This window comes from Duganella sp. CY15W, from assembly GCF_009857555.1.
GTDB classification, from domain to species: Bacteria; Pseudomonadota; Gammaproteobacteria; order Burkholderiales; family Burkholderiaceae_D; genus Rugamonas; species Rugamonas sacchari.
In genome coordinates, this window is the sequence record NZ_WWCQ01000007.1 from 119,493 (window position 1) to 135,038 (window position 15,546).

Below are 15,546 nucleotides of genomic sequence, written 5' to 3' on the forward strand. Positions count from 1 at the left end.
CCATGGGCGGGCGCGCAGCGTCCGCCCGAGTGATCACCGTGCATCGTAGTGAACTATGTCTAAAGCCATCACGGCGTCGCTCGTTCCCTTGTTCGACCGCATCACCGGCATGCATGCCTCTGCCGATGGCAGGCTGCTCGATGGTGGCGGCTTGCAGCATTCGCTACAGCAGGACCTGCTGCGGCTTTTCAATGTGCGCAACGGGCTGACGATAAAGGAGTTCCTTGAAGGCGATCCCACCGTACTGGATTACGGACTGCCGGACATGCTGGCGCTGTCGGCGCAGTCGGACCAGGACCTCGTGACCTGGTCGTCGGTGCTGGAGCGCGGCATCGCCCTGTACGAACCGCGGCTGTCGCATGTGCGCGTGCAGGTGCTGAGCAATCCCGCGCGGCCGTTTGCGGCACACGCGGCGATCGCCGCAGTGGTGGCGTTGGGACAGCAACTGTGCCGTGTCAATTTTGACGTCGTGCTGGACGCGCGTTCAGCATCCATGCAGGCCACGGCATGAGCGACGACATCCTCGAATACTATCGCCGCGAATTATCCTATCTGCGCACGCAGTCGGCGGACTTCGCCGCGCGTTATCCAAAGGTTGCGCAACGGCTGGTGCTGAGTGGCGGTGAATCGGCAGATCCGCATACGGAACGGCTGATTGAGTCGGTCGCTTTTCTGACCGCGCGCGTGCACCGTGATCTGGACCGCGATTTCCCCACCATCGCTGGCGCCATGCTGGACAATCTGTGTCCCAGTCTGACGCAGCCCGTGCCCGCCATGACGGTGGTGCAGATGACGCTCGATTCGACGCAGGGCAAGGTCATGGCGGGCATGCCGGTGGCACGCGGCGCCATGCTGTCGACGACTGCCGCCAGCGGCGAAAACTGCCGCTTCCAGGTAGCGTGGGATACCACCCTGTGGCCGCTGCGCGTGGCCGCCATCAAGATGGAAGATACGCGCACGCTGCGCCTGGATTTGCGTTGTGATGAAGGCATTGATGTGGCGGAGCTGGAGCTGGACAGCCTGCGCCTGCATCTGCATGGCGATCTGATGACGACCATGCCTTTGCATGAACTGCTGATTAGCGGTCTGGAACGCATGGAACTGCAAGGCGGTGATGGCAGCCTGCATCGGCTGGGACCCATGGCGCTCACCGAGGTGGGCTTCGACGAAAACGAAGCCGTGCTGGCGCAGCCCGCGCACGCGCATCCGGCATACGCGCTGCTGCAGGAGTATTTCGCCTTCCCGCGCAAGTTCCAGTTCTTTGATGTGAACGGTCTGCGAGGCCTGCTGGGCGCAGGGCAAGGGTTCTCGCTGCGCTTTGTATTCAACCGCAGCGCGCGCGTGTTGTCGCAACTGAACGCCGACAATTTCCAGCTCGGCTGCGTGCCGGCGGTGAATCTGTTCCCGGTGACCAGCGAGCCGATACGCCTGCATCGCCGTCACTACGAATACCTGCTGGTGCCGGACTATCAGCGCGAAGCCGTGATGGAAGTCCATTCGGTGGTGTCGGTCACGGCTTCCGATCCGCGCGCCGACAGGCCCACCATCATTCCCAGCGTCTTTGCGGAGTCCACTGTGGACGGCAGCGACGGCGTGTTCTGGTCCCTGCGCCGTGAAATGAGTCTGCGCAAAGGGATTACAGGTACCGACGTGTACCTGAGCTTTGTCGACCGCCGCGACGTGCGCGTGGTACCGGACGAACCGGTGGTCTACGCCCAGCTGCTGTGCACCAACCGTGGCCTGGCCGAACAAGTGGCGCCAGGTACGCTTTTCTACGGCGAGGGCATTTCCACTTCGACCCTGATACGCGCGCTCTACCAGCCTAGCGCACAGCGTCCGCCGGTGATGGAGGCCAAGGCCTTGTGGTCGTTGGTGGCGCTGTTGCGGTTGAATCACCGCTCGCTGGTGGATGGCACCACCAGTGTCGCTACCTTGCAGCAGATGCTGATGCTGTTCGCTGGCGACAGTGCGCGCGACCAGGCGCAGGTGCGTGGCGTGAAAAGCATGGTGGCCTCGGTAGCGACGGCGCGGTTGGGCAACGATACCTGGCGAGGCCACTGCCGTGGCACGGACATCGTGCTGGAGTTTGATGCGGATGCTTTTGTCGGTACCTCGCCGCTGGTGCTCGGTGGTGTGCTGTCGCGCTTCTTTGCCTTGTACACTTCCGCGAATTCCTTTGTGCGGCTGGCCGTGGAGCGCGGCGGTGAACCCTGGATGCAGTGGCCTGCGATGAGTGGACGACAATGTCTGATCTGATGTCGCTATTGCGGGAAGACCCGCACGCTTTCGATCTGTTCCAGGCAATCAGCCTGCTGGAACGAAGCGAACCTGCGCGTGCACCGGTGGGCACCGCTGGCGGCATGGATGAAGCGCTGCGCCTGGCCGCCCAGGTGGATATGTCGTTTGCACCCAGCGATGTCGCCGATTTGCAGGACAGTACACGTCCTGGTCCGCCATTGACATTGAAATCGCCCGTGTTGACGCTGGCCGGAGCACAAGGGCCGCTGCCGATACCGTTCACCGAGCTGCTGATGGAACGCCGTCGCGCGCGCGATATGTCCGGCCTGGACTTCCTGGATATATTCAATCAGCGCCTGCTGGGGTTTTTATACCGCAGCCGGCGCAAGCATCATCTGGCCTTAAGTACGGATGCGATCAACACCGCGCCGCTGGTGCGCAGCCTGGATGCACTGGCCAGCCTGGGACGCGCGGAAGGTGTGCGCGGGCCGGACGGCCAGCAAGCCTGGCTGCGCCACGCCGGCTTGCAGGGAGCAGCGCCGCGTTCGATGGCATCGCTGCTGGCGGTAGTGCGCGACCGGATGGGCGTGCGCTTCAATGGCAAGCAGTTTGTCGGCGGCTGGCATCCGCTGGCGGTATGCGACCGTGCGCGTTTGCATGATCCGGGCAAGCCCGTGACGCGGCAGGCGCGGTTGGGCATGGGCGCCAGTCTTGGCGCGCGGGCGTGGGATCAGGGCGCCGGACTGGCGTTGGACGCGCCGCCGCTGAAAGCCGCACAGTACGCAGCGTTGCTGCCGGGTGAAAAAGACAACGCGCTACTGGGCTGGCTGGTGGCGCGGCATCTCCAGCGGGATATCCAGGTGCGTCTGCGCTTGCAGCTGGCCGGGCGTCCGCACACGCTGTTGGGGGCAGGGCAGCCGCTGGCGCCACGTCTGGGCCTGAGTACATGGCTGTGCAGCGCCGGTCCTTCCACGGCGACGTATCAGCCGGCCAACTTCCTGCTGTCGACTGCTGAAGGCTGACGACCATGGAAATCGATATCCGCACCTTGCTGTCCAAGCTGAATCCCGAATGCAAGCGGGCGATGGGCCATGCTGCGGAGCTGTGCGTCAAGCAGACGCAGTTCAACGTGGAGCTGGAGCATTTGCTGTTTACGTTGCTGGAGGAGCGGGCGCCAGATCTGCTGGTGCTGCTCGAACGGTTTGGCATCGCCGAGAGTGCGGTGACGGTGCAGCTTCAGCGCAGCATGGATGGCTTCAAACGTGGCAACGGCCGTACGCCGGCACTGTCGCAGCATTTCATCGCGCTGTTCCAGGAGGCCTGGCTGCTCAGCTCCATGCTGCTGGGCAGTCAGCAGATCCGTTCCGGCACGGTGCTGCTTGCGCTGCTGGAGCAGGATAGCTTGCGCGGTCTGCTGATCGAAACCGCGCCGGAACTGTTGAAGATCCCGCGTGAGCAGCTGAAAAGCGAGCTTGCGGCTTTATTGGCGAGTTCCGCCGAGGATGGCGGCAGCACGGTTCAGGCCAGCGCTGTTGCGCCAGCCGGCGGAGAGGCTGGCGTAATGCCTGTGGCGCGCACGGCGAGCGGCGCCACGCCTTCGCTGGACCAGTACACCATCGACATGACAGCGCTGGCGCGTGCGGGCCGCATCGATCCCATACGGGGCCGCGATGCGGAGATACGCCAGATCATCGACATCCTGCTGCGCCGGCGCCAGAACAATCCTATCCTGACGGGCGAGGCGGGTGTCGGTAAGACCGCTGTCGTGGAAGGCTTTGCGCAGCGTATTGCACAAGGCGCGGTGCCACCGGCACTGGCCAATGTGGTGGTGCGAACGCTGGACCTCGGGTTGTTGCAAGCCGGCGCCGGCATCAAAGGCGAATTTGAAAACCGCCTCAAGTCAGTGATTGCCGAAGTGCGCGCCTCCGCCACGCCCATCATCCTGTTCATCGACGAAGCCCATCAACTGATTGGCGCTGGCGGCAGTGAAGGGCAGGGCGATGCCGCCAACCTGCTCAAGCCTGCCCTCGCGCGCGGTGAACTGCGCACCATCGCCGCCACCACCTGGGCGGAATACAAAAAATATGTGGAACGTGATCCAGCATTGGCTCGCCGTTTCCAGGTTGTCAAAGTCGAGGAACCGTCAGCCGACGCCGCAGTGGTCATGCTGCGTGGGATGGTGGCGACGCTGGAAAAACATCACGGTGTGGAGATCCTCGACGAAGCCGTTACCGATGCAGTGCGCCTGTCGCACCGCTACATCACGGGACGCCAGCTGCCGGATAAAGCCATCAGCGTGCTGGATACCGCGTGTGCCCGCGTCGCGATCGGGCAGGCGGGCACGCCGCCGCAGCTGGAAGCGCTGGAGTACGACATCACGCTGACCAGCGAGGAGCTGCGCCTGGTGCGTCAGCAGCATGCACGCGGCGAAGACCGCGCCGCCGATATCGCGCGCTTCGACAAGCAGTTGACGCAGCTCCAGGAACGCCAGACCCGCGTACGTGACAAGCTGGCCGAAGAGCGCCGCGCGGTCGATGAAATCCTGGCGCTGCGCCGCGCTATCGCTGCCACCGCCGATGACGCGGCCGTGCTCGATGACGAAGAACGCATTTCACGCGGCGACCAGTTGCAGCGCCTGCAGAAAGGCCTGGAGGCGATACAGGACGACGAGCCGCTGGTGCCGGTCTGCGTCGATTCGAAAATTGTCGCGGGTGTGATCTCCGGCTGGACCGGCATCCCGGTCGGCAAAATGCTGGCCGATGAAATCCACACCGTGCTGCAGTTGAAGGAAAGGCTGGAAGACCGTGTGGTCGGCCAGGAGCAGGCGCTGGATGCCATCGCGCGCCGTGTGCGTACCTTCCGCGCCGAGCTGGATGATCCCGGCAAGCCGGTCGGTGTGTTCATGCTGGTCGGCCCCAGCGGCGTCGGGAAAACCGAAACCGCCTTCGCATTGGCGGACATGCTGTACGGCGGCGAGCGCAATATGGTCACCATCAATATGTCCGAATTCCAGGAGGCGCATTCCATCTCCAGCCTGAAAGGCGCACCGCCCGGATACGTGGGTTATGGCAAAGGCGGCGTGTTGACGGAAGCCGTGCGCCGCCGCCCTTACTGCGTGGTCCTGCTGGACGAAATGGAGAAGGCGCATCCAGATGTGCTGGAGCTGTTTTTCCAGGTATTCGACAAAGGCACGATGGAGGACGGCGAAGGCATCACCATCGACTTCAAGAACACGCTGATCCTGCTGACCTCCAATGCCGCGCAGGACGTCATCACCCAGGCGTGCGCCAAAGGCAAACGTCCCGAAGTGACTGAGCTGATTGAGCAGTTGCGCCCGGCCTTGCTGCGCCAGTTCAGCCCCGCCTTCCTTGGCCGCCTGGTGCTGGTCCCGTATTACCCGCTGGGCGATGAGCAGATCAGCAATATCGTCGATCTGAAACTGGCCAAGCTGGCAGCGCGCTTCGCGGAAAACCACAACGCCCGGTTTACCTGGGATGACCGGGTAACGGAGGTCGTCACCGCGCGTTGCACGGAGGTGGACAGTGGCGCCCGTAACATCGACTTCATCCTGACGCAGACCGTGCTGCCCTTGCTGTCGTCGCTGGTGCTGGAACGGATGTCGATGCAGAAGCCATTCAGTGCGATACACATGAGTGTCGGCGCGGATGAGCAGTTTGCCTATGTCTTCCGCGACAATCCACTGAGAGGCCAGCCATGAGGACCGGGTTTGAACAGCCGGGCGGCCTGCTCTCGCTCACGTCGCCATTTGGCGATAACGACTTGTTGCTTGATGCGGTCGAGGGCAGCGAAGGTATTTCCGAATTGTTTAAATTTAGCCTGTACATGCGCTCAGCGAACACCAGTCTGAGTGCCGCCACCGTGGTCGGCAAGAACATGACGGTGACGCTGAATGTGGAAGGCGGCAGCAAACGCTATATCACGGGCATCGTCTCCCGTTTCATACAAGGCGGCTTCGATCAGGACTTCTCGACCTATGAAGCGGAAGTGGTGCCCATGCTTTGGCTGCTGACGCTATCGCGCGACCGCAAAATCTACCAGACCAAATCTGTCGCGGAGATCATCAAGGCAGTGCTGGGCGATTTCGGCATCACCTTTGACGACAAGCTGACGCAGACCTATGACAAGCTGGATTACGTGGTGCAGTACGATGAGACGGCGTTTGACTTCATCAGCCGTCTGATGGAGCAGGCCGGCATCTTTTACTTCTTCACGTTCAGCAGCAGCGGGCATACGATGGTACTGGGCGATGCATCGTCCAACTTTGCCGATTGCGATGGCGCAGCCAAGGTGCGCTTCTTCCCGCATACGGGGATGAGCAATGAAATCGATACTGTCTCGCGCTTCGCGTATGAGAACCGCATCGCCATCAAGAAATCGACTGTCAACGACTATGACTTCATCAACCCCAGCACCTCGCTGGAAGGCACGCATTCCGCCACCACCGGCAACGGTGCGGTGTACGAATTTGCGACCGGCCACCTCGCCGTAGCGGCAGCCAACGCGATCGCCAAGCTGCGCGTGGAAGCCAGCCAGGTCGGCGCGGAGATCCTGCGCGGCGATAGTTACTGCTATCCGTTCAGCGCGGGCAGCAAATTCACCTTGTCCGGGCATTTCGTCGATACGCTGAATGCCGCGTTTGTACTGCGCCGCGTGCATCACACCGCGCGCGATGACCTGTACTCCAATTCGTTTGAGGCCTTCCCGTCCGCCGTGCCCTTCCGGCCGCCGGTACAGACGCCACGTCCGCGCGCAGTAGGCTGCGAGACGGCGCTGGTGGTCGGTCCGAGCGGCGAAGAAATATGGACCGACAAGTGGGGACGCATCAAGGTACAGTTTCCGTGGGACCGGGACGGCGCCAAGGACGATAAAAGCTCGACCTGGCTGCGTGTGGCGCAATCGGTCGCGGGCAAGGGTTTTGGTGCGCTGTTCCTGCCACGTGTCGGCCAGGAGGTGGTCGTCACCTATCTCAACGGCGATCCCGAACGGCCAATGGTGACGGGATGCGTCTACAACGGCGAGAACGCACTGCCTGCCGAGCTGCCTGCCAATCAAACGCAAACCATCATGCGGACCTGGTCGTCCAAGCAGGGCGCGGCAGGCAATGAACTGCGCTTTGAGGACAAGAAGGATTCGGAGCAGCTGTATATGCACGCGCAAAAGGACATGCTGACCGAGATCGAAAACGCACTGACCACCACCATCAAGAAAGGTGCGGAGATCCACACCTTGCAGGAAGGCGACCGTACGGTGGATGTACAAAAAGGGAAGGAGACGCACAACGTCAAAGGCACGCGCGACATCACCGTGACCGGCGATGAAACGCATACCAACAGCGGCAAGTTCACGCACAAGGTCACCGGCGACTATGCCTTGACCATCGACGGCAAGCTTACGATCACCGTCACTGGCGACATCAGCATCAAATCCAGTGCCGGCGTCACGCAGGAAGCCGGCACCGCTTTTGCCGCGAAGTCCGGCACCGCGTTTTCGATCAAGGGCGGCACGGAACTGACCAGCGAGGCGGGCACCAACCTGACCAACAAGGCTGGCATGAAGATGCTCAACCAGGGCGGTGTGCAGATGGATAACAAGGCGCCCATCATCAACAGCAAGGCGGACGCCACGCAAACCGTGGAAGCCGGCGCGATGCTGACGCTCAAGGGCGCACTGGCGAAGGTGAACTGAGATGACAACGGAGACTGCCATGCCGGACGATCTGCTTGCCACCCCAGCTGCACCGCTTCTGGTCGAGGAGCGTGACGATGCGGGCCTGGTGCTGCAACGCGCCTGGTTGCAGGACGGTGCGCTGCACGGTCCTTTCGAGCAGTTCAGCGAACAAGGCGTTCCAGTGCTGAAGGCGTATTTTGAGGCCGGGAAAATGCACGGCGCCATGCAGGCCTACGCGCCGGACGGCAAGCTGATACAGCAGACCCAGTTCCAGCACGGTATGCCGCACGGGATGATGGAGATTTTCCTGAACGGCCGCTGCGTGTCGCGTCAGATGATGGTGAACGGCATAGCGGAAGGCCAGTCGCTGTCGTACGACGAAGCAGGCAACCTGAGTGCGCGCCAGCATATGCTGAATGGCCAGATACACGGTCCGGCCGAATTTTTCCATGAAGGGCTGCGGGTCCGTAAATCGCATTACAAGAACGGCCTGCTGGACGGCGACTCAAGCGACTTCGATCCACAAGGCAGCGTAGTGCAAAGCTGTACCTACCGCGCCAATCTGCTGCATGGACCTATGCGCCGCTACTGGCCTGACGGCGAATTGATGGAAGAGGTGATCTACCGCGACGGCAAGCCGGTGGGCGCGCCCGCGCGCTATGACAGCAAGGGCCGGCGTACCGACAATGCCGCAGCCACGCCGGACATTCTGGAGCGGCTGCAAAAACTGGTGAGGGGAAGCTGATGGGGCAACAGACCTGCATGGGCGGCATGCTCCAATGTACTTTTGGCGTGGCGCCGTCTTCATTGGTGGTCCTGCCGGCCAACTGCGTGATGACGACGACACCATCCGCCACCATCATGGATAACAAACCGATCATGAATGTACCGCCGTTCGGCATGTGCCAGTCGTTGTCCAATCCCATGGTGGCTGCGGCGACTGCGGCGGCGCTTGGCGTGCTGACGCCCATGCCTTGCGTGCCGGCGACGGTTGCGCCCTGGACGCCTGGTTCGCCGACGGTTTTGATCGGTAATATGCCGGCGCTGAATAATTCATCGAAGCTGATGTGCATGTGGGGTGGTGTCATCAGCATCAACGTACCGGGCCAGGTTACTGTGATGGTCCCCTGAATCATAGAATGCGAGCCCAATCATGGAATACCGATTCAGTCTGACACCCCGCCTGATCGCACTGGCGATCTTTTCCGGCGTGGCTTTGCTGGTGCTGTTGTTCGCACTCGGTTACGAAGTGGGCAAGAGCATGGCGGAGCGGCCGGCGATTGTTGATCGCAAAAGCCAGCAGGTGATGGGCAAGATATCCAATGACGCCGCTGCTGCCGCAGCGCCGGTCACCGAGCGCGTGAAAGCCGTGCAGAAGGCGGCGCAATGAACATCACGCGCGTCCTCCTGCTATGCATGGCCTTGTGCCTGGGCGGCATGGTGTGGGCGCAGACCGGAGCGCGTGCCAAGGCAAGTGGTGACGCCGGCAACTCGCAGCCGGTGCCGGTAGCCGTTGGAGGGATGCTGGCACCGGATATTGCCCGCATCGTCAACCACGGCGAGCTGGTGGTGTCCATGCTGGCGGCAGACAATCCGCCATTTTTCTCGACGCAGAAAGGACAGCTGGTCGGCACCGACGTTGACCTGGCGAGGTTGATCGGCAAGGAGCTGGGCGTGCCTGTGCGTTTCGACCGCAGCCCGAAGACATTTGATGGCGTCGCCGAAATGGTGGCCAACAGCCAGGCGGATCTGGGCATCAGCCGTCTTGCGCGCACGCTCAAGCGCGGGAAGATGGTGCACTTTTCAAACAGCTATATGCGCCTGGGCCATGCGCTGCTGATTAACCGTGTGCGCTTTGCGGAAATGGCGGGGGACCAGCCCTTGCCGCAGGTGATACGCAACTTCACCGGCAGCATCGGCGTGATTGCCAATTCTTCGTGGGAGGAGTTCGGCCGCCGCAACTTCCCGCAGGCGAAGCTGGTGAGTTATCCGACCTGGCAGGATGCGGTCAACGCCGCCATCAAGGGTGAAGTGGTTGCCGCCTATCGCGATGAACTGGAGATCATGCAGATCGTGAACAGCGATCCCAGTCTGGCGCTGTCGCTGCGCACGGTGACATTCAACGATCTTGAGTCCCCGCTCAGCATCATGGTCGGCATCCGCGACCTGACGCTGCTTTCCTTCGTCAACGAAGTGATCGCGCAGCGGGCCGAAAAACCGACCGTAAGCAGCGTGCTCAAATCGATCAAATAGGGACAGCAATGGACGCTCCGACCTCCATGCAAGGCTTTCAGCGCTGGGCTCTGAACCCGCTGACGGTGCTGGGCTGCGTGATCGCCGGCGGTGTGCTGGGCTGGGCGGCGCCGGCATTTGCGCGGCATCTGGGCGTGGTGGGCGTGGTGTATGTGGATCTGCTCAAGATGATTGTGCTGCCGTTTATGATTTCAGCGGTGATCTTCAGTTTGCAGAACCTGTACCACGACGGCGGCGCAGCGCGCATTTTCAAGCGTGTGGTGGCGGTGTTCGTGACGTTCTCCTTCCTGGTGGCGATACTGGCCGCTGCGGCTTCCTTGCTGGCGCGCCCGGGCGGCGACCTGCGCGCCGAAACCCGCATTGCACTTGGCAAGATCGTCAGCGCCGATACGGATAGCAGCAATACGCGGATGTCGATGCGTACCATCGAGGAAGCGCCGAAGCGCACCAGCCTGAAAGAAGTGCTGCAGGCGCTGATCCCGCAGAATATTTTTGCCGCGCTGGCCAATGGCGAGACCTTGAAGGCGCTGGTGTTTGCGCTGCTGTTCGGCTTTGCGGCGGGGCAGGTGCCTAACCGTATCGCCAGCGGTTTGCATCAGGCGCTGGAGACGGTGTATCACGCCTGCCAGACGTTGACGCGCTGGGTCAACCTGCCGGTGCCGTTTGTGCTGGTCTGCATGGCGGCCAGCGAGGTGGCGCTGGCGGGACTGGGGCCGATACGGGCAATGGCGGGTTTCGTCATGCTGTTCCTGCTGGTGTGCGCGCTGTTGCTGGTCCTGGCCATCGCGTTGATGGGGCGCCGCGCCGGTGTGCCGTTCCGTACCGTGGCGCAGGCGATGCGCGAACCGTTTGCGCTTGGTGTGGCAACCAATAACAGCGCCACCTGCATGCCCGCCATGGTCAGTGGCCTGGTGGACAAGCTGCAGTTTTCGCGTACGCGCGTGGAGCTGCTGGTTCCGCTCAGTATCTCACTGCTGCGCGTTGGCGCGGTGGCGTATTTTGTTTGCGGCACGCTGTTCATCGCCGCGCTGTACGGACGTCATGTGTCGGCGCTGGACCTGGGGGTGCTGGTGCTGGTGTCGGTACTGTCCGGATTTGCCTCGGCCGGCATGGCGGGCATTGTTACCGTATCGTTGATCGGTACCATTTGCAGCTATCTGTCGCTGCCGTTTGAAGCGGCGTTTATTTTGCTGGTGGCGGTCGATCCCATCTGCGCCATGGGCCGCACCGCGGTCACGGTGATCGGCAGTTGCGCCGCCGTTGCCACCATCTGCGCCGCTCCGGTGAAACTGTAGGAGGCGCCATGCAGATACAGACCCTGGTCAAGCCGCCATCGATCATACAGCTGCGCGATGTATTCCAGCATCCGGCGACGCTGCTGGGGGCGATGCTGCTCGGCGGCTGGGTAGGCACGCTGGCGCCGGACCGCGCCGGCCAGCTGGCGGCATTGGCTGCACTGTATCTGTCGCTGATCCAGATGGCGGCTTTTCCGTTCGTGATCCTGGCCGTGTATTTTGGTTTGCAGCGCCTGCCATCGGAGCCGGGATCGGGGCGCAGGCTGGCGCAGGTGGCGGGCACCTCGCTGCTGGCCATGCTGTTATGCGCCATCGTCGGCGTGATCGTGGCCAGCGTCTTTGGCGCCGGTTCCGGCTTGTCGGCGCAGCAGACCGCGACCCTGGGGCGACTGGCGTTGCGCTCGGATTCGCAGTTCAACATGAGCATGCACGACGATGATCCAGCGCCGCAGCCGCTGGATGTGCATATGCTGGTGCCGGACAATCTGTTTGGCGTGCTGGCGTATGGCTCGGTGCCGGCGGTGCTGATCGGCGTGCTGTGTTTTGGCGCCGCCGTGGCAGTGCAGGACCCGCAACGCTCGGCCCAGTTGAATGGCATTTTCGAAGGTGCGTACCGCGCGCTGGAGTCGCTGGTGCATCGCTTTAACATCCTGCTGCCTGCTGCTGCATTTGTGCTGGCCGCCGCTGCCACCGCCACCGCTGGCATGGATGCGATTCTGCTGCTGGGAAGTTTTCTGCTGTCGTTCTTTGTTGCGGGAGCGCTGGTGTGCGCTGCGGCCATCGGTGTGATCTGCTGGCGCTTGAAGACCACGCCATGGCCGGTGATGCTGGCGCTGCGCGAGCCGATCACGGTATGCCTGTTCTCGCCGGCGGCGGTGGCTGCGGTGCCGGGCTTCATCCAGGGGATGAGTGTGCGCCTGGGGTTCAGCCGTGGCCTGGTGGAGCTGGTATCGCCGATCGCGCCGGTGTTCATCAAGGCGGGGGAGGCGATGTTCTTTGCCGTGCTGGCGGTGTTCGTCGCGAATATCTACCATCAGCCGCTGCAAATCGGCGATATCGCGCTGATTTGCCTGCTGTCCTGGGCTTGCGCCTTGTGGTCGGTGGGGATTGCGGGTGTGAAGTCGGTCATCCTTGGCGGCTTTGTGCTGGGGGCGATGGGACTGCCGCTGGAGGCCGTGCTGCCCGCTTTCATGCTGGTGGAAGTGTTGTGTGAAGGTCCACGAAATTTGCTTTCCTTTCTTATATCGTCGGCGCTGATTGCCTTGGTAGCAGAGGGACTGTATATTCATAACGAGCAAGTTTCCGAGGTGTGGCACCCATCGACGCTGAAACTCGTCTTCACCCGCAAGCAAGCGCTGTTCGTACTTTTGCTGTTGTTGTTCGCTTTGTTCACAGTGTTTTGCGCAGGCATAGGTTATGGCCTGCGGCACGCGTTATGAAGACTGACTTATGCAACTGAAGATGCGCCGCAACCTCCCCTTGCTTCCGCTGCTGCTGGCCGCGACGCTGCTGCTTTCCGGCTGTTCCACCATGCGTTCGCTGGTGGGTATGGACCCCAAGCCTGTCTCTCCCGACTGGAAATCCCTGAGCCTGCGCGCTGCTGCCGACGCCAATAACAATAGTGCTGTCGCGGTGGACCTGGTGCTGATCAAGGATGCGTCCATGGTGGATTCGCTCATGAATATGCCGGCGTCCAAATGGTACGCCACGCGCGCTGATTTGCAGCGCACTTTCCCCGAAGGCCTGACGGTCTATCCGTTTGAACTGGTGCCTTCGCAAACCCTGCGTCTGGATGACAGGAAGTGGAACGGCCAGAAGGCCTGGGCTGCCGTGGTGTTTGCCGGTTACGGCAATCCCGGCGAGCACCGCGCGCGCCTGATGCTGAATGCCGGCGCCTATGTCGTCCAACTGAACGCCCAGGGCTTCGCTGTGAGCGAAGTGAAACCTGGCGCAGCACAGTAGAAAGAGACCGATGACCGTAACTCCACTTTTACCTCGCATCCAGTGGCACGAAGGCATGATGCTGACGCCGCAGCACTTCCAGCAGGAAGGTGCGCGCGTCGACGGCATGCTGGCGTGGCAGTCGCTGGCCACCAGTCCTTATGGCTGGGGTGTGCGCGAGCTGGCCATCGATGAAGCGCTGCTGACCACCGGCTTGCTGCGCATCCGCCAGCTGGAAGCGATACTGCCCAACGGCATGGCGGTAGCCTACGACAGCGCACTGGCGCAAGGGAAGGCGCTGGAGCTGGACTTGTCGCCATGGGCGGAAGCGATGGCGCAGCAGGATTTGCCGGTGTATCTGGTCATCGGCAATACACGTTCGCTGCGCCAGCCTGGCCAGCCGGCCATGTTCCGTGGCGTGGAAAGCGCCGCAGCGGAAGATGAGATATCGCAGGCGCTGGCTGCCGATGTGCCGCGCATGGACGTCAATCTGGCGCTGATGGCAGGCGCCACGCCGTCCGCTGCATACACGGCGTTGAAGCTGATGACGGTCAACAAGGGCAATGAGATCGTGCATCGCGGCGTCTTCATGCCGGCCATGCTGGAGGTGCCCGCCGCTGCTGCGGTGCGCCAGCGCGCACAGACGCTGGCCACAAATATGCGCAACAAGGCGGTGTTCCTTGCGCGCCAGACCGCGCAGCCGTCCTCGCGTACCGAAGACCGTATCAATCTGCTGGAGCAGAAGGCGCGGTTATCGAGTTTGATCCTGAATCTTCCATGGCTGGAAGCGGTGCTGCGCGCGCCAGTGACGCAGCCGTTGCCGCTGTACCTTGCCTTGTGCGCGCAACTTGGGCCGCTTGCGACCTTGCGCCCCGGCGCCGTGCCGCTGATGCCGCCGGCCTACGATCATGCCGATGCCTGGCCGGCTTTTGATGCAGTGCTGCTGGCATTGACCGATCTGGTGGCGGAAGTGAGCCAGGAGTGGAAGACCTGTACTTTCAATTTCGATGGCCAGGTGTTCTCGCTGCCGATGCAGCCGGAGTGGATGGGGCAGCGGCTGGTGATTGGCCTGCGCGGCCAGCCGGACCGCGAGGCGACGCAGTGGATGACCGGCGCCGTGATCGGCTCGAAGACGGTATGGACCTCGCTGACCGATCGCCGGGTGCTGGGTGCGCCCCGTGCACGCATCGAGGCGGCGCCCGAACTGGGCTTGCGCGCCAGCGCCGGCTATACCTTGTTCAGCGTTGAGGTGTCGGACGAATTCATCGTGGCCGATCAGGCCCTGTTAATCAGTAACGCCACCGAAAGCGTGCGCTCGCAGCGTCCGCAAGAGGTGGTGTTGTTCATCAAAGGATGACGACCATGACTGCCAATAGCGCAGCGGCGGCGCCGGCCGCATGGAGCGGCGGCATCAGCGAAGGCGTGGACCTGGCCTCGGTGCAGTTCCGCGATTTTTACGATACGCTGTCGCGCTCTGCGCAGGCGGCAATGCAAGTCAGCGAAGCGGACGCCAAATCGGCTGCGGAGGCACTGAGCCGCCAGCTATGCCAGTTGATCGAATTGCAGTCGCTGGAGGCGCGCCGGGTTGCCGGCAAGGCTGGCATCGAGGCGGAAATCCAGGGCCGCTTCCTGAAAGCCGCACTGGCCGACGAGGTGCTGCTGAATACGGAATGGGCGGGGCGCAGCTATTGGCGTCATGTGCTGATCGAGACCATGCTGTTCCAGTCCAGCTATGCCGGCGAGCGCGTGTTCGACGATCTGGACCAGCTGCTACGGGAACGCGAGCCGTCGCGCCGCAATCTGGGACGGTTGTATCTGTATTTGCTGTCGCTGGGTTTCCAGGGCCGCTATCGTGGCCAGAAGCAGGACAAGATTGTGGAATACAGGCGTGAGCTGTTCCAGTTTGTCTACCTGCGGCCGGCCGACCTGCAAGGGCGGGACCGCACGCTGTCGGAGCCGGCGTACGCCAGCACGCTGTCGCATCTGGCCGCACGGCGCCTGCCGCGCTTCAATCGCAATGGCCTGCTGTTTGTGATTGTGCTGCTGGTCCTGCTGGGACTCTCCGAGCTACTGTGGTTGTGGCAGTCGTGGCCTGTGCGGGCCGGACTGACCGCAACGCTGTGATCAACCA

General features: G+C 62.4%; 14 protein-coding genes. All 14 read left to right on the forward strand.

Features of this window, described 5'->3' with window-relative positions; translation table 11 throughout:
• Window positions 1–55: 55 nt before the first annotated feature.
• From tssE to GTP58_RS27440, 14 genes are read left to right on the forward strand one after another with little or no spacing between them, the layout of a single operon-like run.
• On the forward strand, window positions 56–511 hold the full coding sequence (gene tssE / locus GTP58_RS27375) for a type VI secretion system baseplate subunit TssE (protein ID WP_161080159.1): 456 nt from the start codon (window positions 56–58) through the stop codon (window positions 509–511).
• Window positions 508–2,256 (forward strand): type VI secretion system baseplate subunit TssF, encoded by a 1,749-nt coding sequence (tssF, locus tag GTP58_RS27380; RefSeq protein WP_161080160.1) that lies wholly within the window; start codon window positions 508–510, stop codon window positions 2,254–2,256. Before tssE ends, tssF begins: the two co-directional genes overlap by 4 nt.
• Window positions 2,244–3,260 carry a type VI secretion system baseplate subunit TssG gene (tssG, locus tag GTP58_RS27385; RefSeq protein WP_229215771.1) on the forward strand — a complete coding sequence of 339 codons (1,017 nt, stop codon included), beginning with the start codon at window positions 2,244–2,246 and terminating at the stop codon, window positions 3,258–3,260. The genes tssF and tssG overlap by 13 nt, the downstream gene beginning before the upstream one ends.
• A 5-nt stretch (window positions 3,261–3,265) precedes the next feature.
• Window positions 3,266–5,956 carry a type VI secretion system ATPase TssH gene (gene tssH, locus GTP58_RS27390; protein ID WP_161080161.1) on the forward strand — a complete coding sequence of 897 codons (2,691 nt, stop codon included), beginning with the start codon at window positions 3,266–3,268 and terminating at the stop codon, window positions 5,954–5,956.
• Complete coding sequence (locus tag GTP58_RS27395; RefSeq protein WP_161080162.1) at window positions 5,953–7,944, forward strand: type VI secretion system Vgr family protein; 1,992 nt, start codon at window positions 5,953–5,955, stop codon at window positions 7,942–7,944. Before tssH ends, GTP58_RS27395 begins: the two co-directional genes overlap by 4 nt.
• A gap of 1 nt (window position 7,945) precedes the next feature.
• Window positions 7,946–8,671 (forward strand): toxin-antitoxin system YwqK family antitoxin, encoded by a 726-nt coding sequence (locus GTP58_RS27400; RefSeq protein ID WP_161080163.1) that lies wholly within the window; start codon window positions 7,946–7,948, stop codon window positions 8,669–8,671.
• Entirely contained in the window at window positions 8,671–9,057 is a 387-nt protein-coding gene (locus tag GTP58_RS27405; protein WP_161080164.1) for a DUF4280 domain-containing protein, read from the forward strand. The genes GTP58_RS27400 and GTP58_RS27405 overlap by 1 nt, the downstream gene beginning before the upstream one ends.
• 22 nt (window positions 9,058–9,079) lie before the next feature.
• Entirely contained in the window at window positions 9,080–9,316 is a 237-nt protein-coding gene (locus GTP58_RS27410) for a hypothetical protein (RefSeq protein ID WP_161080165.1), read from the forward strand.
• Window positions 9,313–10,179 (forward strand): ABC transporter substrate-binding protein, encoded by an 867-nt coding sequence (locus GTP58_RS27415; protein WP_161080166.1) that lies wholly within the window; start codon window positions 9,313–9,315, stop codon window positions 10,177–10,179. The genes GTP58_RS27410 and GTP58_RS27415 overlap by 4 nt, the downstream gene beginning before the upstream one ends.
• An 8-nt stretch (window positions 10,180–10,187) precedes the next feature.
• Complete coding sequence (locus GTP58_RS27420; protein ID WP_229215772.1) at window positions 10,188–11,474, forward strand: dicarboxylate/amino acid:cation symporter; 1,287 nt, start codon at window positions 10,188–10,190, stop codon at window positions 11,472–11,474.
• Window positions 11,475–11,482: 8 nt separating this feature from the next.
• Entirely contained in the window at window positions 11,483–12,913 is a 1,431-nt protein-coding gene (locus GTP58_RS27425) for a cation:dicarboxylate symporter family transporter (protein WP_202413882.1), read from the forward strand.
• A 10-nt stretch (window positions 12,914–12,923) separates the two neighbouring features.
• Window positions 12,924–13,436 (forward strand): hypothetical protein, encoded by a 513-nt coding sequence (locus tag GTP58_RS27430; RefSeq protein WP_084560120.1) that lies wholly within the window; start codon window positions 12,924–12,926, stop codon window positions 13,434–13,436.
• Window positions 13,437–13,446: 10 nt separating this feature from the next.
• Window positions 13,447–14,772 carry a type VI secretion system baseplate subunit TssK gene (gene tssK, locus GTP58_RS27435; protein ID WP_161080167.1) on the forward strand — a complete coding sequence of 442 codons (1,326 nt, stop codon included), beginning with the start codon at window positions 13,447–13,449 and terminating at the stop codon, window positions 14,770–14,772.
• A 5-nt stretch (window positions 14,773–14,777) separates the two neighbouring features.
• Window positions 14,778–15,539, forward strand: coding sequence for a DotU family type IV/VI secretion system protein (locus tag GTP58_RS27440; protein WP_229215773.1), 762 nt, complete (start codon window positions 14,778–14,780; stop codon window positions 15,537–15,539).
• The last annotated feature ends 7 nt before the right edge of the window (window positions 15,540–15,546 follow it).